General features: G+C 44.7%; 21 protein-coding genes. 12 read left to right on the top strand and 9 right to left on the bottom strand.

Annotation, left to right across the window (positions count from 1 at the left end):
- On the top strand, positions 1-2,567 hold a 2,567-nt coding region (locus B7L70_RS02025), incomplete at its 5' end, for a DUF2079 domain-containing protein (protein ID WP_081226229.1).
- A 54-nt stretch (positions 2,568-2,621) separates the two neighbouring features.
- Here B7L70_RS02025 and B7L70_RS02020 read toward each other — a convergent pair.
- Positions 2,622-3,551: a glycosyltransferase family 2 protein gene (locus B7L70_RS02020; protein ID WP_162009069.1), complete on the bottom strand. Its 930-nt coding sequence runs from the start codon at positions 3,549-3,551 to the stop codon at positions 2,622-2,624.
- A gap of 71 nt (positions 3,552-3,622) precedes the next feature.
- On the opposite strand from B7L70_RS02020, the gene B7L70_RS02015 reads away from it, so the two are divergent.
- Positions 3,623-4,933, top strand: coding sequence for a glycosyltransferase family 4 protein (locus B7L70_RS02015; protein WP_081226227.1), 1,311 nt, complete (start codon positions 3,623-3,625; stop codon positions 4,931-4,933).
- On the opposite strand, the gene B7L70_RS02010 is transcribed toward B7L70_RS02015, so the two are convergent.
- On the bottom strand, positions 4,911-5,636 hold the full coding sequence (locus B7L70_RS02010; RefSeq protein WP_101940211.1) for a glycosyltransferase family 2 protein: 726 nt from the start codon (positions 5,634-5,636) through the stop codon (positions 4,911-4,913). The genes B7L70_RS02015 and B7L70_RS02010 overlap by 23 nt on opposite strands.
- 88 nt (positions 5,637-5,724) lie before the next feature.
- Positions 5,725-5,979, bottom strand: coding sequence for a glycosyltransferase (locus B7L70_RS02005; RefSeq protein WP_081226225.1), 255 nt, complete (start codon positions 5,977-5,979; stop codon positions 5,725-5,727).
- Between the two features lie 203 nt (positions 5,980-6,182).
- Between B7L70_RS02005 and B7L70_RS13685 the strand changes: the two genes are divergently transcribed.
- From B7L70_RS13685 to B7L70_RS01985, 6 genes are all read left to right on the top strand, one after another.
- Positions 6,183-7,142, top strand: a complete 960-nt coding sequence (locus tag B7L70_RS13685) for a carbamoyltransferase N-terminal domain-containing protein (RefSeq protein WP_202908664.1) — start codon at positions 6,183-6,185, stop codon at positions 7,140-7,142.
- Positions 7,097-7,993 (top strand): carbamoyltransferase C-terminal domain-containing protein, encoded by an 897-nt coding sequence (locus B7L70_RS13680; protein ID WP_202908663.1) that lies wholly within the window; start codon positions 7,097-7,099, stop codon positions 7,991-7,993. The genes B7L70_RS13685 and B7L70_RS13680 overlap by 46 nt, the downstream gene beginning before the upstream one ends.
- A 176-nt stretch (positions 7,994-8,169) precedes the next feature.
- Complete coding sequence (locus B7L70_RS01995; protein ID WP_162009068.1) at positions 8,170-9,126, top strand: FkbM family methyltransferase; 957 nt, start codon at positions 8,170-8,172, stop codon at positions 9,124-9,126.
- 137 nt (positions 9,127-9,263) lie between these two features.
- Entirely contained in the window at positions 9,264-10,205 is a 942-nt protein-coding gene (locus B7L70_RS01990) for an FkbM family methyltransferase (RefSeq protein ID WP_081226224.1), read from the top strand.
- Positions 10,206-10,528: 323 nt separating this feature from the next.
- Entirely contained in the window at positions 10,529-10,672 is a 144-nt protein-coding gene (locus B7L70_RS13165) for a hypothetical protein (protein WP_162009067.1), read from the top strand.
- 129 nt (positions 10,673-10,801) lie between these two features.
- A complete protein-coding gene (locus B7L70_RS01985; RefSeq protein ID WP_081226223.1) occupies positions 10,802-11,053 on the top strand; it encodes a hypothetical protein in 252 nt (83 codons plus the stop codon).
- Positions 11,054-11,109: 56 nt separating this feature from the next.
- Here the strand turns inward: B7L70_RS01985 and B7L70_RS13160 are convergent, their stop codons facing one another.
- On the bottom strand, positions 11,110-11,280 hold the full coding sequence (locus B7L70_RS13160; RefSeq protein ID WP_162009066.1) for a hypothetical protein: 171 nt from the start codon (positions 11,278-11,280) through the stop codon (positions 11,110-11,112).
- A gap of 69 nt (positions 11,281-11,349) precedes the next feature.
- On the bottom strand, positions 11,350-12,078 hold the full coding sequence (locus B7L70_RS13675) for a hypothetical protein (protein WP_202908662.1): 729 nt from the start codon (positions 12,076-12,078) through the stop codon (positions 11,350-11,352).
- Between the two features lie 709 nt (positions 12,079-12,787).
- On the opposite strand from B7L70_RS13675, the gene B7L70_RS01975 reads away from it, so the two are divergent.
- The 3 genes from B7L70_RS01975 to B7L70_RS01965 all read left to right on the top strand — a co-directional run bounded on the left by B7L70_RS01975 (position 12,788) and on the right by B7L70_RS01965 (position 14,989).
- Positions 12,788-14,260 carry an oligosaccharide flippase family protein gene (locus B7L70_RS01975; RefSeq protein ID WP_081226222.1) on the top strand — a complete coding sequence of 491 codons (1,473 nt, stop codon included), beginning with the start codon at positions 12,788-12,790 and terminating at the stop codon, positions 14,258-14,260.
- Between the two features lie 269 nt (positions 14,261-14,529).
- Positions 14,530-14,796: an AbrB/MazE/SpoVT family DNA-binding domain-containing protein gene (locus B7L70_RS01970; RefSeq protein ID WP_081226221.1), complete on the top strand. Its 267-nt coding sequence runs from the start codon at positions 14,530-14,532 to the stop codon at positions 14,794-14,796.
- Positions 14,771-14,989: a hypothetical protein gene (locus tag B7L70_RS01965; protein ID WP_081226220.1), complete on the top strand. Its 219-nt coding sequence runs from the start codon at positions 14,771-14,773 to the stop codon at positions 14,987-14,989. Before B7L70_RS01970 ends, B7L70_RS01965 begins: the two co-directional genes overlap by 26 nt.
- Positions 14,990-15,180: 191 nt before the next feature.
- On the opposite strand, the gene thyX is transcribed toward B7L70_RS01965, so the two are convergent.
- Together thyX and B7L70_RS01955 are read right to left on the bottom strand one after the other, a co-directional pair.
- The gene (thyX, locus tag B7L70_RS01960; RefSeq protein ID WP_238376045.1) at positions 15,181-15,945 is read right to left on the bottom strand and encodes an FAD-dependent thymidylate synthase; all 765 of its coding nucleotides are present in this window, start codon (positions 15,943-15,945) and stop codon (positions 15,181-15,183) included.
- An 81-nt stretch (positions 15,946-16,026) separates the two neighbouring features.
- A complete protein-coding gene (locus B7L70_RS01955) occupies positions 16,027-16,239 on the bottom strand; it encodes a TRASH domain-containing protein (protein WP_081226218.1) in 213 nt (70 codons plus the stop codon).
- A gap of 110 nt (positions 16,240-16,349) precedes the next feature.
- Between B7L70_RS01955 and B7L70_RS01950 the strand changes: the two genes are divergently transcribed.
- Positions 16,350-17,138, top strand: coding sequence for a sulfide-dependent adenosine diphosphate thiazole synthase (locus tag B7L70_RS01950; protein ID WP_081226217.1), 789 nt, complete (start codon positions 16,350-16,352; stop codon positions 17,136-17,138).
- 131 nt (positions 17,139-17,269) lie between these two features.
- Here B7L70_RS01950 and B7L70_RS01945 read toward each other — a convergent pair whose 3' ends face one another.
- Together B7L70_RS01945 and acs are read right to left on the bottom strand one after the other, a co-directional pair.
- Positions 17,270-17,782, bottom strand: a complete 513-nt coding sequence (locus B7L70_RS01945; RefSeq protein WP_238376044.1) for an acetate uptake transporter — start codon at positions 17,780-17,782, stop codon at positions 17,270-17,272.
- A gap of 63 nt (positions 17,783-17,845) precedes the next feature.
- Positions 17,846-19,858 carry an acetate--CoA ligase gene (gene acs, locus B7L70_RS01940; protein WP_081226216.1) on the bottom strand — a complete coding sequence of 671 codons (2,013 nt, stop codon included), beginning with the start codon at positions 19,856-19,858 and terminating at the stop codon, positions 17,846-17,848.
- Positions 19,859-19,930 lie beyond the last annotated feature (72 nt).

The raw sequence follows: 19,930 nt of genomic DNA, 5'->3' as shown, positions 1-19,930 counted from the left end.
TGGATTACGCCCCACAACTATACAATTACGGCTTATTACGCATATCAGCAATACTACTAACAATTGGACTACTACTCACACTCAATAAGTACCTAGTAAGTATGATAAGAGACGCTATTGCGGACAAGTACTTCAGGGCATTAATACTAATTTACGCAGCAACCACATACTACATAACATACAACGCCACACTGCCATACTACCAACTAAACCTAGACGTAAGCCTTGATACAGCGACCTACATGCAATCCTTCGCATCAGCAACACTATACCACAGATTCTTCAGTAACTTTGTCGCGTATACGTTCTTCTTTGTCCACTCATCACCAATACTCTTCCTAATATACCCACTATACCTAACCTACCCAAGAATAGCAACACTCATAGCAATACAAGTAATACTAGCGACACTACCAACAATACCGCTATACAAACTAGGACAAAAACTATTCAACGATAGAAAATACGCACTGGCCACAGCAATAATATACTTAATATACCCATGGACAACCACATACCTAACAGGACCCTTCGAAGTCGTAATACTCACAGCCCCCTTCCTAGCCCTAACCCTCTACAACCTATACATGGGCAACAAATGGGGTTACTGGATATCACTAACGCTCATGATGATGACCATAGAGTTCTCACCAATAATAGGCATATTCCTAGCCCTATACATATTGGTGATAAAACTTGATTGGTTAAAAACAAAACAAAGAATCGCACTCAGCACAGAAACCCTTACGTACTCAATAGCATGGTTAATAACGGCATTCCTAATAGTTTACTACTTCAGCCACGGAACCATAAACATATTCCAAAACCTATGGGGATCAGCCCTGGCGGGGCCGTTAATAGGCATGAGTAACACGATAGCCAAGGCACTATTCCACCTCGCAAGCCAGGCAAAAACAAACGATGTGATCAACCACCAAACCCCAATCAACATAACAAACGTGGCGATAACCCTCATGAATAAAGTAATGACCGGCTTCAATACTAAGGTGCAGACCGTGGTGCTCCTAATGGCACCGGTACTATTCCTAAACCTTGCAGAACCACAAAACCTATTACTCCTACCATGGCTCTACGCAGCACTACAAACAACATTCCCACCATACTACACAGTGTGGGTCTACTATACAGCACTGGTGGCACCAGCCATAATACTACCAGCAATATGGGCACTAAGAAGGTTAAACATGAACGTAAGGAAAAGGGTATTTATTGCAATCTTGATCGCAACAACGATATCCTTCCTATTCCTAAACAGCCTATCACCACTATCAAGCATATACTTCAATGACGCAATACCAAACCCCCTAAAACCAGCAACAACACCCTACAACCTAGCCCTAATACAACTAAACAACCACATACCACCAAACACACCCGTAGCCACACCAGCAACAGCAGTACCCTGGTACTCACTAACCAGGTACGGATGGGGAAAACACGGAGTACCATTCTTCGGACCAAACAACTACACACAATACGTAGTATACTCACCACTAATACCCACAGGGTACCCATACAACCCAGGCCTAGGGCAATACGAACCATACATATTCAACGACGGAGCATGGCTACTCGCAAAAAACTACAGCGGACCAGTCATTAGGCTTCATAGTTTCAACTACACAACAACAATAACAATACAACCAATAACCCCAGGCACACACCAATACACAATAGCCCTAATACCAAACGGACCCACAACCGTGAAACTAAACATTCAATATACACCAATAGAGACAATACAATACACAACTGAAGAATTACCACAAATAACCCAACAACCACAAACCACAGCATGCGGAACAATACCAAGTTACTTTACACAAATGAACCCAAATGAATACCTAATACAACCAATAACACTCAATAAAGCAATAACCATAGAAACAATAACAATATTTGGATCAGGAACATCAAACCTAGTAAACGGAGAGGTAGCACTCTCAATGGCACCAATACCAACACAGACAAGCATAATATGGGCAACGCAATTTCCAATGCCATGGTGGTGCGAACCGCACTCATGGGCAACACCAATAACCGTAAACCCAGGGATAGCACTAAGGCCAGGCACGTACTACATAATAACCCAGGCACCAACAGAGTGGCAAACACTCTGCACATACATACCAAACACACCAAAGGCAATGCTATACAACGGCGAAGAACTACAACAACTAAACTGCACACTAAACACAATAATAACAACAAATGAACCAACAGAAACAACAAACATAAACACAGAAATAGCAATAACACTACTAAACAACACAATAACAATAAACACACAAAGAGAAACACAACTAACAATAACCTACGAAACAAACCTAACAAGCAAAATGAACTGGGAAACATTGAGCATAAGCACAAACCAAACAATACCAGCAAGGCTCACAATAACGGTAAACACCTACGTACCAGGGCAATACCCACCAATAACGATACCCTGGTACCTAACACCAGCCTACGGAAACATACCAACGTATATGTTGCTGATGTTAGCGGTAATATCAGTAATAATCGACGTAAAAAGAATAGGTACCTAATATTTTACTTTTTAAATATAAATAGACTGAACCGAAAGAATGCTTCACGATCTATTAAGGTGGCGGACATAAGTCTAAATCTGGCGGTGTATATATTATCCTCGCATATCTATGCTCTATAACCTTGGGCTCATACGATCTTAACCTTTTAAGAAACTCCCTAAAAATGCTGTACCAATCCCTTACGAAATATATATCCTGGACTATGTACTTACCATCATAGGTAATGTCTTCAATATTCCCCATATTCCTTAACTCCTGCAAATAAACTAATTCAAGATTTGAAAAATCTTTGGAAATTTTACTTCCAAGAATGTTTGATAATGGGCTTAAGAGTAAAATACCGCTAATCATCAAAGGGTCACCACTTTTAATGACAGGTATCAATTCGACTGGTCTTAATGCCAAGCCTCTTAATCTATGAACCTCATTCTTAACCTCCCTGAAAATAAAACGTAAGGGATTCCTTATATATCGGTATTCTCCACGGTAACCTCTAACAGAGTATATCCTCGGCGCATTACAGGCAACCCTAACGGGATAATAAATAGATTTGCACATTGTAAATGCCCGCGCCCAAAAATGAACGTCCTCGCCAAAATTAAGATTCATGAAGCCGCCAGTAAGGCTATAGCATTTTCGAGAGATTAAATAGACTCCAGTATGCGCTAATGAGAAGTCTATCTTATTCTTAATGATGACTTGCAAAAAATTAAATAGCAAATCCCTATTTGCATACGCGTCAGCATCATAAAATAATAAATGATTACCCTTACTCATTCCGACGGCCACATGCCTACCCAAGCCTCTGGTACACCTCATAACCCTAACCCTAGCATCAAATCTCCTAAGAATCTCCACAGTATTATCCTGCGACTCATTATCGGTAGCCACAATTTCGTACTCAACACCCAATTCGTCAAGCACAGGTAATAGACTATCTAGCGCCTTCTTCACGGTTCTTCCTGCATTGTATGTTGTCATGATTACAGATATCATAATAAAGGCGTAGAGACTTTAAACTTAATTACAACTTAAAGCGTTTCCCTAAGGAAATGAGCATTACAATGGGAAGGAATATTGAAGACATAAGGTTAGGGATTATATGCCCAATATACCCACCCAAATACGGAGGTGGACCTCGGCACGCCCATGAAATATTAATTAGATTAGTAAGAACATTTAACGATGTAGTATTACTCCCAAGCTCGGACACATTCCTAATCTTTAACAATGAAGCGGATAAAGAACAAGTACTAAGAACTATTGACCAATACAGAAGGCTAGGATTTGAAGTACCTGAAGTATTCGATGACTTATTAGGCAAGTTCAGGATTATGAGTTACGTAGAGAAGGCACGTAATGCTATTACATTAGGCTTTAATAAGAAATTAAGCAATGAATATTCAAGAATAAACAAAAAACTCGACATACTATTCGACCCCATATTCAATGACCTCGATATAATAATGCTTAGTAAGAAATTAAGCAATGGAAAATACGGATTCACTCACCAGAGCAACTTAACATCTAGGTACCTAATTGGCCGCCTCTGGAAGTATCTAAGGTACTCATGGCCCGCAATCTCACTCTATGGCCTAGCAATCCAGATACCACCATCAATAATGAATATGCACATGAGAAGGCTCATGGAAGTGCATGGCAAGCCGAGGTTTGTGGCTTTGCTAAGTAAGGGCCAGGCTGAGGTTTTAGGTGTTGATAGGTGGGGCGTTCCCTACTTCATTCTTAATCCTGCCAATGCTATTGATCCCGAACTGCTTAATCATAGGGGTATTGGGAAGGATGATTACCTGGTTTTTTACGCTAGAATGCACCCTGAAAAGGGAATTTTCGAATTACCTAAGATCATTAAAGTACTTAGGGATGAGTACGATGGGGATGTTAAGCTTAAGGTTATGGGTGCATTCCCAAATGATGGTGTTAGGCGCGTATTCTTTAGTCTCGTGAGGAGGTATGGTGTGGAGAATAATATTGAGTATCTGGGCTTCGTTAGCGAGGAGGAAAAACATGAAATTGTTGCTAAAGCTAAAGTCCTCATTTACCCATCGCATAGTGATTGGTTCTCCCTAGTGATCCTTGAGTCGTTAGCTCTTGGAACTCCTGTGGTTGCTTATGATATTCCTGGCCCTAAGTCCATATTTGGTGATTCGCCTGGTGTGTTGTTTGTTAGGGAGTTTGATGTTAGGGGTTTTGCTTTAATGGTTGCGCATGTGCTTGAGAACTATGATTACTATCTAAGGCTTATGCATTATGAGGAATTACTGGATTTCATAAGGCTCCATACATCGTGGGATTTAGTTGCCAAGCAAGTAATTGACTTGATTAAGAAATTTTCGGTTGAGTAAGCATTTCATGCGTTATGAATAATGATTTATTCAACGCCTTAAATACCCTATCAAGCATAAGATAATTAAGCAGGATAAGATCAGTGATTTTCACCCTCACATGAGGCGCCCTATAAAGATCCAGGCGAAACCCAAGTCTCTCCCTTACAACATTGGCTAACCGCTTCCCATCCAGAAAACCCCTATGCGCTCTGCAATACTCATCCCTAAATAGACACAGAACCTTATACCCAAAATCACGCCTAAACAGGTAAAATGGCTTAACCCATGAAAAACGTGTATCTAAAAGCATAATTAATGCCGTGTTAGCACGAAGACCGTAATAATTGATCACAGGCTTTGCCGTTAAGTTAGCATAGTGATAGCCGGATTTTATGGGTATGTAAGCTACCTTGTATCCTCTGTTCCATAGTATTAATCCTAGTAAGTCGTCGTCTATGTATAGGAATGTTTCGTCTATGAATGGTTTGCCGTCTGGGCAGGTTCTCCGTATTGCCTCAGCCTTAATTAGCATGTATGCTCCGTCTGCGTAGGTTACGTAGTGCGGCTTGTTTATTCCAGGACATTCATACTCAAAACTATCCCAACAAATACTACCAAAATCCCAGTGGTCTGTTGCATAACCACCTGCTGAGTATATCCTCCCACCATCACCGAGGTAAATCAACCCATTCGCTGCGGCTATTTTATCATCACCCTCCATGTAGTCAATCAATTCCCTCAGTGAGTTTGGCTCTAATACTATCGTTATTTAGGAGGGCTACGTACTTAGCCTCCAGATCCCTTGCCTCTCAACCAAGGTTCATGCCTCCGGCATAGCCCCTATTCGCATCGCTCCTAACGAACTTAACCCTAACACTGCTTGATTTTTTCTCCTCGATGAATTTCCTAATCCTCTCGAAACTACCATCACCCGACGCATTATCGACTACTATCACCCCGTAATCATCGAAGTCGAGACTCAGGGCTGACTCTATCGACCTCAGGGCTATGTCAATGAAGCCTGAGCTGTTGTAATTGAGCCAAATCAGTGAAGCCCTAACCATCAAGACAGAATCGGGGCATTACTTTTAAGGAATTCGTGTTAATGGCTCTTATGGGAGTTGTTGGTTTATAATCCTGAGTTGATAGGGATTACTTCATGGTTAATTCTTTGCTGGCATCAATATAGCGATTAACATATAGCCCAGGATGCATTGTGTGGTCGTTATAGTAATGCTTATTTGTTTTGTTGTTTCCTTGGTTTTCGATGACTGTTGTTGTTGGTTTTAACTGGCCTGATTGGCATGATAATGCTGTTGGTGTTATTGTTGATGGTGAGTTGGTTTTTGCCAGTGAGGAGGAGAGGTGGACGAGGCACAAACACTCACCAGAGGAACTGCCAATAAATGCCCTAAGGCAAGCACTCCAATTCCTAAAGAGGAGGTATGGAATAAAGCCGAAGGACATAGACGCATACGCCGTGCATTGGGATCCAAGACTTATGGCATCATTATTGAGACGTGAATTGGCATTAATATCATTTACATCCTTCGTGAAAAGTAGAATTCGCATTGATCTATTTGATATATTCCGGGGTGGTCTTGTTAATAAGGGTTTTGGTGCCCTGAGGCTTGGTTTTGTTTACCTTCGTGGTGATTACCTCGATTTTGTCCGTAGGTTTGTTAGGTTTGTTATTCACTCAATTGGTGAGGATGTTCCCGATAACATTAGGATAATCCCTGTCCCTCACCACCTTACCCATGCTGCCTCTGCCTACTACTTCAGTGGTTTCAATAACGCGACTGTCTTGACTGTAGATGGCACTGGTGAGTTTGAGGCTACTGTTGTTTGGAGGGTGAGGGATGGTGAGTTTGAGAAGGTGGCCTCAATACCCACAGTCTATGGTTCACTCGGCTTTCTATATGAGGAGGTTTGTGCCAAGGTTGGTTATGACTTTCTCGAGGGTCCTGGTAAGGTTATGGGCCTCGCACCATACGGTAAGGCAAGCAAGTACTATGAGAAGCTCAAGTCCTTCATAAGGTTTGACGATAGGGATTACCCGTTTAGGTTTGTTGTCCCTGGTAGGTGGAGGGTTAAGGGTGGCGATTTTTTGAACCCTATAGATTCATTGCTAACTCTCTCTATCCTGGTGGTAGGGTTTCTTGGGATCCTCATGGTGATTTGCATCCTGATGCTGTTGGTCTTGCCTGGGCTGTTCAGTCCGTGACTGAAGAAACAATGCTTCATTTGGCCAGGTGGGCTAGGGAGCATACGGGTGAGGATAAGCTTGGTCTCGCTGGTGGTGTTGCTCTTAATGCTAAGGCTAACATGGTTATTCACTACTCCAAGTTGTTCAATGACATGTTCATATTCCCAGCAGCCAATGATGCCGGTACGCCTATTGGTGCCGCTGCCTACGTTTATGAGCACGTACTTGGCGGAAAGATGAAGAGGGGGAGGCTTAGGACTGTTTATTTGGGTCCTGAGTATAGCGACGAGGAGGTTAGGAAGGTTGTTGAGAGGGGAGGATGGAGTGCGAGGTATGTTGGTGATGATGTTAATGAGGTCGTTGACTTAGTAGTCAAGGGTTTTGTTGTTGCTTGGTATCAGGGTAGGGCTGAGCTTGGACCAAGGGCTCTTGGTAACCGCTCAATCATTGCTGATCCTAGGAGGAGGGATATGTGGGGTGTTGTGAATAGGATTAAGGGTCGTGAGTGGTGGAGGCCACTGGCACCATCACTGCTTGAGGAGGATGCGAACAAGTACTTCATAGACCCGGTGCCTCACCAATTCATGATTTTGATGTACAAGTACAAGCCGGGCATGTGCGAGGTTGTTCCGGCAGTATGCCACGTAGATCAAACAGCAAGACCACAAACAGTAAACAAGGACGAAAACAAGACTTGGTATGAGCTCATAAAGGCATTCAAGGACGTGACGGGAGAAGGAATCATACTAAACACAAGCTTCAACCTAGCAGGAGAACCACTAGTAGAAACACCACAAGACGCAATAAAAAGCTTCGCCCTCGGCGGCTTCAAAGCAATATACCTACAAGGATGGTTAATACAGAAGTAGCCCATGTCTTGCGATTAATCATTAGCTGGCGTTAAACATTACTTGGCTGAGTACGGCTTTACTCATAATATTAGCATTGAGGTAATAGTACTGAATCATGTTATGCTCAGTAAGGCTTTAGGTGTGTGATTACGCATAATATTTAAAACGGAGTAATTATTTATTGCGTGATTAAGGTGTCATTATATATTACTGATATACTAACAAAGGTTAAGGCGGCCTTGGCTAGTCGTTACGTATTTGATAATTGGTTCTCGCTATTGATTAAGTTCGCCTTAACCAGGCTTGGCTTCAATGTCAAGCTCGTAGCTAGGGTTGGTGATTGTACCCTTGAGTTAAGTCCTGAAGTCTTTGAGAGGTTTGTCGGTAGGTTTTCGCGTGGTTTATTTAAATCCATTGAGCGTGTTAATGGTAGGTTGTTTATAAATGGTGTTGAGGTCGACAGTATCAATGATTTAATTTACAATGTGGGGACCTGGGCTAGGGTGCTCGGTTGGGTTTATGATCCAGTAAATAAATATTGGTTTAAAAACAACGTAAAACTTAAGCAAATACACGATGCTGTTTTCTATGTTTTTGATTATGGTGATTACGAGCCATTGAATGTTAAGGGTAAGATAGTGATTGATGTTGGTGCCTTCGTTGGCGACTCAGCCATATACTTCGCCCTTAGGGGTGCTAAGAGGATAATAGCGATTGAGCCTCACCCTGGTGCCTTTGCTGAGATGCTCGATAACATCAGGCTAAACAATCTAGAGAGCGTGATTATCCCAATCAACGCCGGCTTGGCCAGTAGGCCTGGTAAGATATGTATTGGGAATATCGGTGTTGAAGCTACTAGCGGCATATACCATGGGCCTGGTGATTGCCCCAACGCCATCCCAGCAGTAACACTTGGTGAGTTGATGGATAGGTTCGGTATTGGTCCCAATGACGCCGTGCTTAAGATGGATTGTGAGGGTTGCGAGCATGATGTAATCCTCAATGATTACGAGCACGTTAGGCTATTCAGGGAGTTAATCCTCGAGTACCACTCAAATGCAAATAAATTGCTTAAGGTGCTAAGCAAGGACTATAGATGCGATGTGAGGGGCATCAAGATCCTCGGAATTATGCACTGCACCAGGAAGTAGGTTATATACTTACAGGGATGGTTGATACAGAAGTGACTCCTTGCTGAATGATTAAGTTACGGTCATAGAAAACATTGACCGCCAATACATGGGGAGTGAGATTAAGCATTTTAAGGTAAACTCCTACACAATCAGGAATGCCATCACGTGTTACCAAGGCGTTAATGATTATTAAGGGAGCTTTGTATAGTCGTTACGTATTTGATAATTGGCTCTCGTTATTGATTAGGTTCGCCTTAACCAGGCTTGGCTTCGATGTTAGGCTCATGGCTAGGGTTGGTGATTGTACCTTCGAGTTAAGCCCTGAGGTTTTTGGATGTCTTGCGGTTAGGGCTTCATATGGAGCGGTTGAGATTAGTTGTGTTGATGGTGAGTTGTACATAAATGGTAAAAGATATGAGTATCAGGGTGTGTGGGTGTATGACAAGTCCTGCAATTGCTATGTTAAGAATAACGTGAGATTTAAACAAATACACTGGACAATATACCAGGTTTTTGACTGCGGCGAGTACGAACCATCGAATGTTGAGGGTAGGGTTGTTGTCGACATCGGCGCCTACGTTGGCGACTCAGCCGTCTACTTCGCCCTTAGGGGTGCTAGAAGGGTTGTTGCTGTTGAACCACACTCCGGCGCCTTTGCCGAGATGCTCGATAACATTAGGCTAAATAACATGGAGGGTGTGATTATACCGGTCAATGCTGGCTTGGCTAGCAAGCCTGGCAAGGTATGCGTTAATAATGTCGGTATTGATGCGACCGGTTTCATATACCATGGGCCTGGTGATTGCCCCAACGCCGTCCCAGCGGTAACGCTCGGAGAATTAATCAATAGGTTCAATATTAACCCTAGCGATGCGGTGCTTAAGATAGATTGTGAAGGCTGCGAATTCGACATAATACCAAATGATTACGAGCACGTTAGGCTATTCAGGGAGTTAATCCTCGAGTACCACTATCCAGGGTTTAATAGGTTGGATGATTTACTGGTTATATTAAATAGGGACTACAAATGCGAGGTAAGGGGCTATAAAATAAAGGACTATAAAAATGGCGCACTCATACACTGCATCAGGAAGTAAGCTAATGCTTATAGCGTTTCTACATATGTTAAGCGCCACTGGTTGTCTAGTCGCTGAGGTAATGAGAAAATGCGCCGGTGGTACTTGGTTGAGGTATACATTGAATTTTTGTTATTAGGTTTGGGTCTCATGGTTCGGTGTTGGGTAATGCCTAGTCCTTGCTGCTCCATATGAAGTAAAACTTTTGCATATCCCTTATGTACCGCCTAATTGAGGGGATTGGTGTATGCTTAAGTATTGTGTTCGGTGATTTTAGGAAAATGGGTGACCTAGTGAGGTGATAAAAATACACCAACATTAACGTTAATTAAGTGTGTATTTGTATGGTGCTAAAAACCTTAAGTGCGTATATTGCATCGTCTGAGCTTGGTTTGATGGTTCCCTTAAACCTAAGCCCTGACTCGGTGATCATCGGTATGAAGTCCTCGGGACTTGAACCCTCACTATTTTCAACAAGAACAACATAAGGAGTGCCTTGGGAGGGGCTTGTTTTGAGGCATTAATAAGGCCGATAAGGAGGGCAGAAATTTCAATAAGGGGCAGGGCTATATGATTGCTATTGAGGACTTAATGCGGGGGTCTCTGTCCTGTTCTTCATGAGCGTTGGTGGTGTTCTTGAGGTTGGTGGTGAGTTTGTAAATGGCAGCGTCAAGCCTAGGGAGTACGTAGGTATTGGTGTTGACCTGATGGGTACGTTGATGTTGTATTGCTGGTGGGGTTTGTTGGTTGTTTTGGTTCTGGGTCTTCATGTTGTGGTGTCTATGGAGATTGTTGGGCATGTTCTCGATTGGGGGCTCGTTATTAATGGCATGATTGTTGTGTCTGAGCGTGGTGGTCTCCTCTATTAATCAAATGTTTAGAAGGGAAGTCAGGAGATTTGACTCAGGGGTATGTCTCAGCAGCCTTAGCAACAATCTCCAGCGGCTCCAGTAGTTAGCATCAAATCAACCCTACGCTTAGGTATAGCCCTCTCCAGTAGTGCGTTTATGTGGTCCTCGGGGCTCAACCCAAGGGAGTCGGCTAACTCTAAAATCCTCATGGTGATGGAACCGCTGAGGCATAGTGAATTAGACATTAGCGGTGGGGTTGCATTTAACGTTTTTAAGCATTATAGTGGGTTTGGTCATGGGTGTGGTTGTTCCCATTATTGTCTTTGTGTTGTTTCTTGTTTTATCAGTGCTTCGTATATTTTGCCCATTAGGTCGTATAGGTTGTCTATTCTCTTGTTTATGCTCTCCCTCATCTCGTTCACGTCCTTAACCAACCCATCAATCCTCTTGTTAGTCTCATCAATCCTCCTATTCACCTCATCAATCCTCTTATTCGTCTCCTCTATTCTCCTGTTTAATGCCTCGTAATTCTTGCCCACTAAATCGTAGAGGGCATCAATCCTCTTATTAGTCTCATCGATTCTCTTGTTTGTTTCCTCAATCTTCCTAATCAACTCATTATTCATCGCATCAATCCTCTTATTAGTCTCGTCAATCTTCCTACTTAATACCTCATAATTCTTGCCCACTAGATCATAGAGTGCATCAATCCTTTTGCTTAATGAGTCGTTTATTGCATCAATTCTCTTATTAGTCTCATCAATCTTTTCAACCAACCTATTGTTTATCTCGTCGATCTTCTTAATTAATGAGCCGTTAACCTCATTAATCCTACTATTCAGTACCTCGTAATTCCTACTCATCATTTCATAGAGTGCGTCAATCCTCTTGTTAGTCTCGGTTACATCCTTCCTAATCTCCCGAAACAAACCAAGCATCAACACAACCAAATCCTCAGTAGATAACTTCTTGCCCTCACCAACCTTCCTCAAGACAGCTTCTAGGGCTTTGTCAATGGCGGATGTGGCGATCGACTCCACCATCAAAACAAAAACACACCCAAGCATTAATAAGGCTTTAGTCCACACCCCACAAACACAAAACCACACAAATCAACGCCCTGAAATGAGGGGTCCTGTACATTAAACACTAGAGGGTATCAAGAGCTTTGTGCTCCCTTTACTGAACATCACCGCTGGTGGTCGTAATTACTGAGAATACCAGCTACTAGGACATGAGGAATAAGGTTAAGCTATTATGGTCTCGAAGCTTTAATCCATCTCTAAATACCTTAAATTTAAAATAATACATTGAGTGAGGCGTATTCGCAATCAATTATTCACCCCGACGCTGCTTCAGTAACCTCTCAATCAATTCCACGTACTCCTAAGCCATATCTATTAATGGTCTATGTTCCACCTCCTCGTAGGTTAACCCGTAGAGGCAGCCTCCATGTAACCTATCCCTCACGTCGATATAGTACGAAGCCCACCTAGACGTCAGTTATGTTGCTGGGAATGGAGGTACAGTAACACTCAACATACAAATCTACATGCCGGCTAAAGCTGGGCGGGGAGGAATGGGCGGGAGCATTGTTAAGATTTACCGTTTCTTATATGAGGGTTTTCTTGGGTGGTGTGTAGATTGCGTGGGTTTGTTAGTTAGGTTGTGAGGGGTTTATTGGTGGGTTGGTGTTTGGTGTTGTGTGTTTAATATTTAAATTTGTATTGTTTTTAGTGGTTTTGTGATTCGATGAGGCGTGAGGGTGCTGTTGCTGGTGTTTTGTTGAATTACCTGCCTACGGCGGCGAATTACGTGTTAGCCATTGTGTACATAGTTGTTTTGACTAGGTACATACCCCTGACCCAGTATGGTTATTACAATGCGTTGTTTGCGATTGTCAATACGATTGGTGCCGTGATTCCAATACCTGGGATTAACAGTGCGATTGCTAGGGAGGGTGCCATAGAGTTTGCCAGGGGTCGTGATGCCAGGCCCTATTTTGCTGCCTCGGTTTTTATGTCATTGGTTATGTCGGTCATATATGCCGTAGCCCTGGTTGCCGCTGTACCGATATACCTGGGTAATGGTATACCGCCCTGGCTCCTTGGCACCGTCTATGTATACATAGGGGCAGTGATTGCCCAATCCCTTGCTGGCGCCCTCGGGCTTTACCTGTGGTTGGTGGGTAGGGTTGCGACCCAGGGTGCTGGGGCTACCATAGGTATGCTTGTGCTTAGGGGTTTCGAGGTTGCCCTAATTGTAATCATGCGTAATGTCTATGCCATAGCAATATCCACACTGCTTGGTTCGCTTGCCCAATTGTTCTATTACCTAGTTAACGTTGGTTTCATGCCAAACCCGATTAGGGGGTTGGGGACTGTTCTATCTGGCATTAAGGGTTTTCTCGAGCTTGGTCTTCAGTCGTGGGTTCTTGGTTACGTTGGTACGTTAATAACCAGTGTGATGACCTACCTGGTCTATAGGTACCTGGGCCCTGGATCCACGGCGATTTATGGGCTGGCCCTCGCCATGATAGGCTCGGTAACGGCAATGGGGCCGGCGGTATCCACTGTCTTGAGTAGTAGGGTTTCTCATGGTATTGGCGTTGGCGTTAACGTGGGTAGGGTCTTTAGGGATTTCGCCATACCCTCCTTCATAGCCTCCGCGTTGATGGCTCAATTAGTAGTGCTGGCGTTGCCTATTCTGCCTAGGTTGGGTATAGTTAATGGTGATTACATTCAATCAATACCCTACGCCTCAGCCCTGTTTGGTTCAGCACCGCTTTTCGTGGCAGTCACGGTCTACTCATCGTATTACTGGGTCGTTGGTCGTGGTTGGTATGCTGTGATGAACAACCTGGTTGGGTTGGGTGTGGGTATTGCCACGTACGTGGCATTGCACGGCCTAGGCCTCTACATGGCTGTGGTTAGTATCTACATAATCAACGTGATAACCCTAATAGCCTATTGGACACTTGAAAGGTGGAGCTTGAGGAGTAAGGCCGTGCTGGCTGTAGGACTAGCCCTAGCCCTAACACTAGCATCATCATGGCCACTACCGATTGGGGACGCACCAATCACCTGGCCCACGGTGCAGTTAATAATGATCATAGCAACCACAGCCATAGCCTACATGACCAAGCCACTACCAACAACCATACTCAACCAAATACCCAAGCCACTCAAACCACTACTAAAACCCTTCACAACCCCATCTCAGTAATTTCCTCCTTACTCCGTGCCAATAATGAAGGTAAGCCCGCTCCCTCTGGGGCCTGTGGAGAAGGTTTAGAACTAAAGGGCAATCCTCAGTTTGAAAAAGTCCCGTTGCGCCGGCCCTAAACGCCCATGAACCACCACCTAACCAAGGCGGACAAGGGAAAGCACGGATAAACCGCAAAACGGCAAGGAGGCCGGTCTAAACTAGATGTATGATGATTATCTCAGAAAATTTAAAAGAGGCTAAGCTTTAATTAATTTCTGAGTTTAATTATGAGTCCGAGAAGAATCGTTAGAGTTAGTAAGAAACGCACAATATACATACCCAAGGAGATCGCGGATAAAGTCGGAATTAGCGAGGGCACGTACCTGGAGTTGGTTGTTGAGGATAATAAGCTCGTTATGATACCTATACCAGACCCCTTCTGGCTTGCGCTAAAGGGACCCAAGTTCGCTAGCATGAGCGTTGATGAGATTGAGAAGATAAGCGAGGAAGAGCAACGGGTGTTTATGAATGAAGGCTCTCAAAATTCTTCTTGACACATCATTCCTCCTCCCAATAGTTGGTGTTAAGGTTGAGGGTGACGTCGATGATTTGCTAAAGAGATTATGGGTTAAATTCAGGAATAGAGAGGTTGAGATATACTATACGGAATTGAACCTACTCGAAATCTCATGGATACTAAGTAGGAGAGCTTATGATCCAAGGATTCAGCAATACTTAAGGCAATAGAATTAAGGAGGCAGGGATTTAACGATATCATTGACCTAATGCTTTACGTGGTAGCTCACGATAACAACCTAAACTTTCTAACGATAGATAAGAGACTCATTAAATTCCTTAAGGCAATAAATGAGGACGTCAGCATTATATTATCTTCAATCTAAAGAAAGATGAGCGAATCAGCGTTTTTCACCTAAAAACTAACTGCTGATGAGTTCCCTGAGCGGTGTTGGTATCTCGATTCCCCATTTTTCGAATGCGTCCTTGATACTTATTACTCTGCAGTCCTCGGTACCATAGATAGTCTTTAGTTTGTCTACATTACGGCAATAATCAGGGTGTAGTTTTGGTAGGTTGTCCCATACCCACCTGGCTGTTATGGGGAATTTATCGAGTAGTGTGTTGAACATTAGCCACGCGATGAGCCTGATTTCATGGAACGCTCCCAAGCCCGTCCTAAGGGGAATGAAGTTCAGGAAGAACTCCCTCACGTTCATCTGCACCCAAACCCTGCTAGCCATTGCGTTTGGTAGGATGTACCTAGCGTCCTCAGGCTCCATGGAACTCCTGGCACCCACGTAAGCATGACCCACATTCTCCAAGTAACTCCCCAATTCACTGGCTAGCTTGGGTGGTAAGACGTATCGCAACTGCCCCTTGGCATAGTCCACATACCTCTGGCTCTCCTGCCAATACGAAGCAACCCTATGCCTAACCAACTCGTGCGTAAACGCCCTACTACCCTCAATGAACCAGGACGCACCCATGAACTCCAACACGCTGTGGTGGCCATCCCTGAGGAAATTGGTTATCCTACGCCTAACAATGTCTGGGTTCTTCCTGACCCTATCCAGGGCATCCTCGATACTATAGGCCCTATAGACAACGTCGGTCATTGCCGCTACCAACTCCTCACCACCCCACGTAAACACCAACATAACCCTCGGACTAATTATGTTAACCATACCCAACCCAAGTCTCTGCACGGAGATTAATAACCCACTCTGGCTTTAAGCCACGCATTTATTAAAGGAGGTATTATGGAACTACAACACATCCCTCCTAAGTACGCCCTTACCCCTATGGGCCTCCTGATTCCTTAACCACTGCATCAGGAACTTATTATAGCATTCCTCCGAACAAAATACCCAGGGTCTATTTACACAGCATGTCTTAACCACTATGGGTTGTCCAATAATTACCTTACCGCAGTAAGTGCACCTAACCTGCCCCGTCCCTGTGTTCAATAAGAATGGCATAATGAATCAATAACAATGTTATATTTAAAGGTTATGGGCATGCCAGGCTTTGTGTGTCTAAAAAATGCTTATAAATGGATAATTATTAACCCATAACCAAGTGATTGTTTATGGCTAAATCACCAATAACCGAATCTGAGATAACAAGGGCTATAGTGAGGTATGCACTGAAGGATTTGGATGAGTACTCAAACGTTGATGTCTTAATCGTTGGTGCCGGTCCCTCGGGCATGACTGCAGCCTACTACCTGGCCAAGGCTGGGTTGAAGACCTTGGTTATTGAGAGGAGGTTCAGTTTCGGTGGTGGTATTGGTGGCGCCGCGAACCACCTGCCTAGGATTGTTGTTGAGTACCCAGCCTCCGAGATCCTGAGGGAGGTTGGTGTTAGGCTTGTTGAGTACAGTGATGGCTTGTTCGTTGTCGACCCCGCTGAGATGATTGCGAAACTGGCGACCAAGTCCATTGATGCTGGGGCTAAGTTCCTATTGGGTGTGCATGTTGATGATGTGATATATAGGGATAATCCACCCAGGGTTGCTGGTGTGGCGATCATTTGGTCAACAGTACAGATGGCAGGTATTCACACAGACCCAATATTCATAGAGGCAAGGGCTGTCGTCGATGCGACAGGGCATGACGCTGAGGTCGCCGCGGTAGCCTCTAGGAAAACCCCTGAGCTAGGCATAGTATTGCGTGGCGAGAAGTCGGCTTTCGCGAGCACCGCCGAGGATTTGGTTGTTAAGTATACGGGTAAGGTTGTCGAGGGACTCTACGTTACAGGCATGGCTGTAGCTGCCGTCTATGGATTACCAAGGATGGGCCCCATCTTCGGCTCCATGTTGCTTAGTGGTAGGAGGGTTGCGGAGTTGATAATCAATGATTTAAAGGGCTCAGCCTAGTAGGTGCAATTTAGCTTAGTTAATATTTATTCCTAAATGCCGTAATTTGTTGAAAGTTGAAACATGTACGTTAATGTATTACTTATAGTAAAATGAGGAGTAATTTTGAGATGGATATGTAATGGCATTTATTAATGTTTTGCGGTTTCACTTTTAACTTTGATTGGTGGTGATGTTAGTAATGGTATTGGTCTGTTAAAGACCTCTTGGGCGATTAATGCGAATGCCGTGTACCAAGCGAGGGATGCCGTTATTATCCCCATGTAGCCGCCGGCGATTGTTAACCCAGCGGCTAATAAAAAGAATGTTAACCATAATGTAAGGAATACAAACCATAGGGCCCAGTTAAGTCTAAAGGTGTAGATCCAGAAGATGAATGTGAAGACCCCGAAGGCGGCAAGCACGGCGCTCAGGCCGGCGGGGCTAATGGTTATTAAGCCCATATAGGCAAGCAGGACTGTTATGAAGTACCACTCCCAGAAGGCACCATATGTAAAGAATGCGGCGTAGCCAAACGTATTACCAGCCCTCCACTCGAGAATCCCAGCCAATAGTTGGGCGAGTCCTCCGTAAAATGCCGCAAGCCCTATAACCACGTCTGAGCCGGCCGTTATTATGTGGGCATTAAATAGGCTGAGCACCAATGTGGTTAATGCAAAACCAGAGAGACCAAGCGGTGCTGGATTAGCAGTTTCTCCGTCATAAAATCACCCTTGCTTACTAAGTTTTTCGATCTCTGCCTTGAACTCCTCGTAAGCCTTCTTTACCTCCTCAACACTTGCCTCGTCTTCTAACGTGGTTACATCACCGAGTGGTTGCCCAGTCACGACAGCCTTTACTAGTCTCCTCATTATCTTGCCGCTCCTGGTCTTGGGTAGCTTGGTTACGAAGAATATGCTCGACAACGTGGCTATTGGACCCACAAGCTCCCTAACCGTATTATTCAACTCAGCCTTTAATTGATCGCTCGGTTGCACGCCCTGCCTAAGCACGACATACGCCACGGGGATCTCACCCTTAACCGGATCCGGTACTCCGACAACCGCCGCCTCAGCCACCGCTGGGTGCTGTATTAATGCCGATTCCAACTCGTAGGTCCCAAGCCTGTGCCCAGCCACCTTAATGACCTCGTCAGCCCTACCAAGTATCCAGAAGTAGCCCTCCTCATCCTTAACCGCGTAATCACCTGCATAAAACATCCCCGGGAACTTACTCCAGTACGTCCTCACGTACCTATCTGGGTCCTTCCATATGGTCAGTAACATGCCCGGCCACGGCCTCTTAATCACTAGGTAACCCCTCTGCCCCGGCGGCACTGGTTTACCGTTATCGTCAACTACATCAGCATCTATACCAGGTAATGGTGGGCCGTTCGTACCCGGCTTCAGCGGCACTAGGGCGAGGCCTGGCGCATGCGATATCAAAATTCCGCCCGTCTCCGTCATCCACCACGTGGATCCAAACGGGACCTTCTCCCTACCGGCAAGTTTCCAAAGCCAGCGCCAGGCCTCTGGGTTTATGGGTTCGCCGACTGAGTGCATGAGCCTTATTGTGGATAGGTCGTGCTTCTTAACCCAGTCATCGCCAAACCTCATCAACGTCCTAATGCCTGTTGGACTTGTGTAAAGAATAGACGCGCCATACCTCTCGACAATTGCCCACCACCTGTCTGGGTTCGGGTAGTCCAGGGCTCCCTCGAACATGATTGTGGTCATACCCTCGAGTAGTGGTCCAAATACAATGTAACTATGGCCTGTCACCCACCCTATATCGGCTGTGCAGAAGTGTATATCATCCTCCCTGGCATCGAAGACCCACTTCATTGTTGCGTGGAGTAGCACCATGTAGCCTCCCGTATCGTGAACTATGCCCTTGGGCTTGCCTGTGGTTCCTGATGTGTACAGTATGTATAGTGGGTGTTCGCTCTCCACCGGCTCTGGCTCGACGTAGGTGTTCATTGGTACGTCCACCATGACCTCATGCCACCAGTAGTCCCTGCCCTTGACCATGTTGATGTCCGTTAACCCAACCCTCCTGTAAACAATGACGTTCTTAACCGTGGGCGACTGCTCAAGGGCCTTATCCACAATATCCTTCAGCCTAATCACCTTGCCGCGCCTATAGCCTCCGTCGGCCGTGATGACAAGCTTAGCCTCTGCATCGTTTAACCTGTCGGCAAGGGCTTGGGCTGTGAATCCGCTGAAGACCACTGTGAATGTTACACCTAGCCTGGCTGCTGCGAGCATTGCTATGGGTAGCTCGGGTATCATGGGTAGGTATATGCCTATGGTGTCGCCCTTCTTCAAACCGAACTTATTCTTTAGTACGTAGGCTAGCCTATTCACTTCACGATATAGGTCGTAGTACGTCAGCTTCCTAACCTCCGTGGGGTTGCCTGATTGATCGACAGGCTCGCCCTCCCAGATTATGGCAACCTTATTCTTACGCCCACCCTTAACGTGCCTATCCAGGGTTAGGTATGAGGCATTCAACCTACCACCAACGAACCATTTATAGAACGGTGGCTGTGGATCCGCAACGAGCACCCTGTCCCAGGGCTTGAACCACTCAAGTTCCCTTGCTACGTTTGACCAGAACGCCTCAATGTCCCTGAGGCTCTCCTCGTGTATCTTTCTGTATTCCTCAGGATCTACGGCTCTTTCCTTACCGATTTCGGGTGTTAACTTTTCCTTGAAGGGTAGAGCCCAGGTTACGGACATAGATGCCTCACTTTTTAAATAAACTCCTAATTAAGTTTTATCACAATATTCTTAACTGATAATCATAAAGTA

Source organism: Vulcanisaeta sp. EB80 (assembly GCF_002078205.2).
This window is presented reverse-complemented; position numbering and strand designations above follow the sequence as displayed.

Bases quoted from the DNA above. Each gene is read 5' to 3' on its own strand.
- B7L70_RS02020 (WP_162009069.1), bottom strand. From the start codon at position 3,551: ATGACAACATACAATGCAGGAAGAACCGTGAAGAAGGCGCTAGATAGT.
- B7L70_RS02015 (WP_081226227.1), top strand. From the start codon at position 3,623: ATGAGCATTACAATGGGAAGGAATATTGAAGACATAAGGTTAGGGATT.
- B7L70_RS02010 (WP_101940211.1), bottom strand. From the start codon at position 5,636: ATGGAGGGTGATGATAAAATAGCCGCAGCGAATGGGTTGATTTACCTC.
- B7L70_RS02005 (WP_081226225.1), bottom strand. From the start codon at position 5,979: ATGGTTAGGGCTTCACTGATTTGGCTCAATTACAACAGCTCAGGCTTC.
- B7L70_RS13685 (WP_202908664.1), top strand. From the start codon at position 6,183: ATGACTGTTGTTGTTGGTTTTAACTGGCCTGATTGGCATGATAATGCT.
- B7L70_RS01990 (WP_081226224.1), top strand. From the start codon at position 9,264: ATGCCATCACGTGTTACCAAGGCGTTAATGATTATTAAGGGAGCTTTG.
- B7L70_RS13165 (WP_162009067.1), top strand. From the start codon at position 10,529: ATGGTGCTAAAAACCTTAAGTGCGTATATTGCATCGTCTGAGCTTGGT.
- B7L70_RS01985 (WP_081226223.1), top strand. From the start codon at position 10,802: ATGAGCGTTGGTGGTGTTCTTGAGGTTGGTGGTGAGTTTGTAAATGGC.
- B7L70_RS13160 (WP_162009066.1), bottom strand. From the start codon at position 11,280: ATGTCTAATTCACTATGCCTCAGCGGTTCCATCACCATGAGGATTTTA.
- B7L70_RS13675 (WP_202908662.1), bottom strand. From the start codon at position 12,078: ATGGTGGAGTCGATCGCCACATCCGCCATTGACAAAGCCCTAGAAGCT.
- B7L70_RS01975 (WP_081226222.1), top strand. From the start codon at position 12,788: ATGAGGCGTGAGGGTGCTGTTGCTGGTGTTTTGTTGAATTACCTGCCT.
- B7L70_RS01970 (WP_081226221.1), top strand. From the start codon at position 14,530: ATGAGTCCGAGAAGAATCGTTAGAGTTAGTAAGAAACGCACAATATAC.
- B7L70_RS01965 (WP_081226220.1), top strand. From the start codon at position 14,771: ATGAAGGCTCTCAAAATTCTTCTTGACACATCATTCCTCCTCCCAATA.
- thyX (WP_238376045.1), bottom strand. From the start codon at position 15,945: ATGGTTAACATAATTAGTCCGAGGGTTATGTTGGTGTTTACGTGGGGT.
- B7L70_RS01955 (WP_081226218.1), bottom strand. From the start codon at position 16,239: ATGCCATTCTTATTGAACACAGGGACGGGGCAGGTTAGGTGCACTTAC.
- B7L70_RS01950 (WP_081226217.1), top strand. From the start codon at position 16,350: ATGGCTAAATCACCAATAACCGAATCTGAGATAACAAGGGCTATAGTG.
- acs (WP_081226216.1), bottom strand. From the start codon at position 19,858: ATGTCCGTAACCTGGGCTCTACCCTTCAAGGAAAAGTTAACACCCGAA.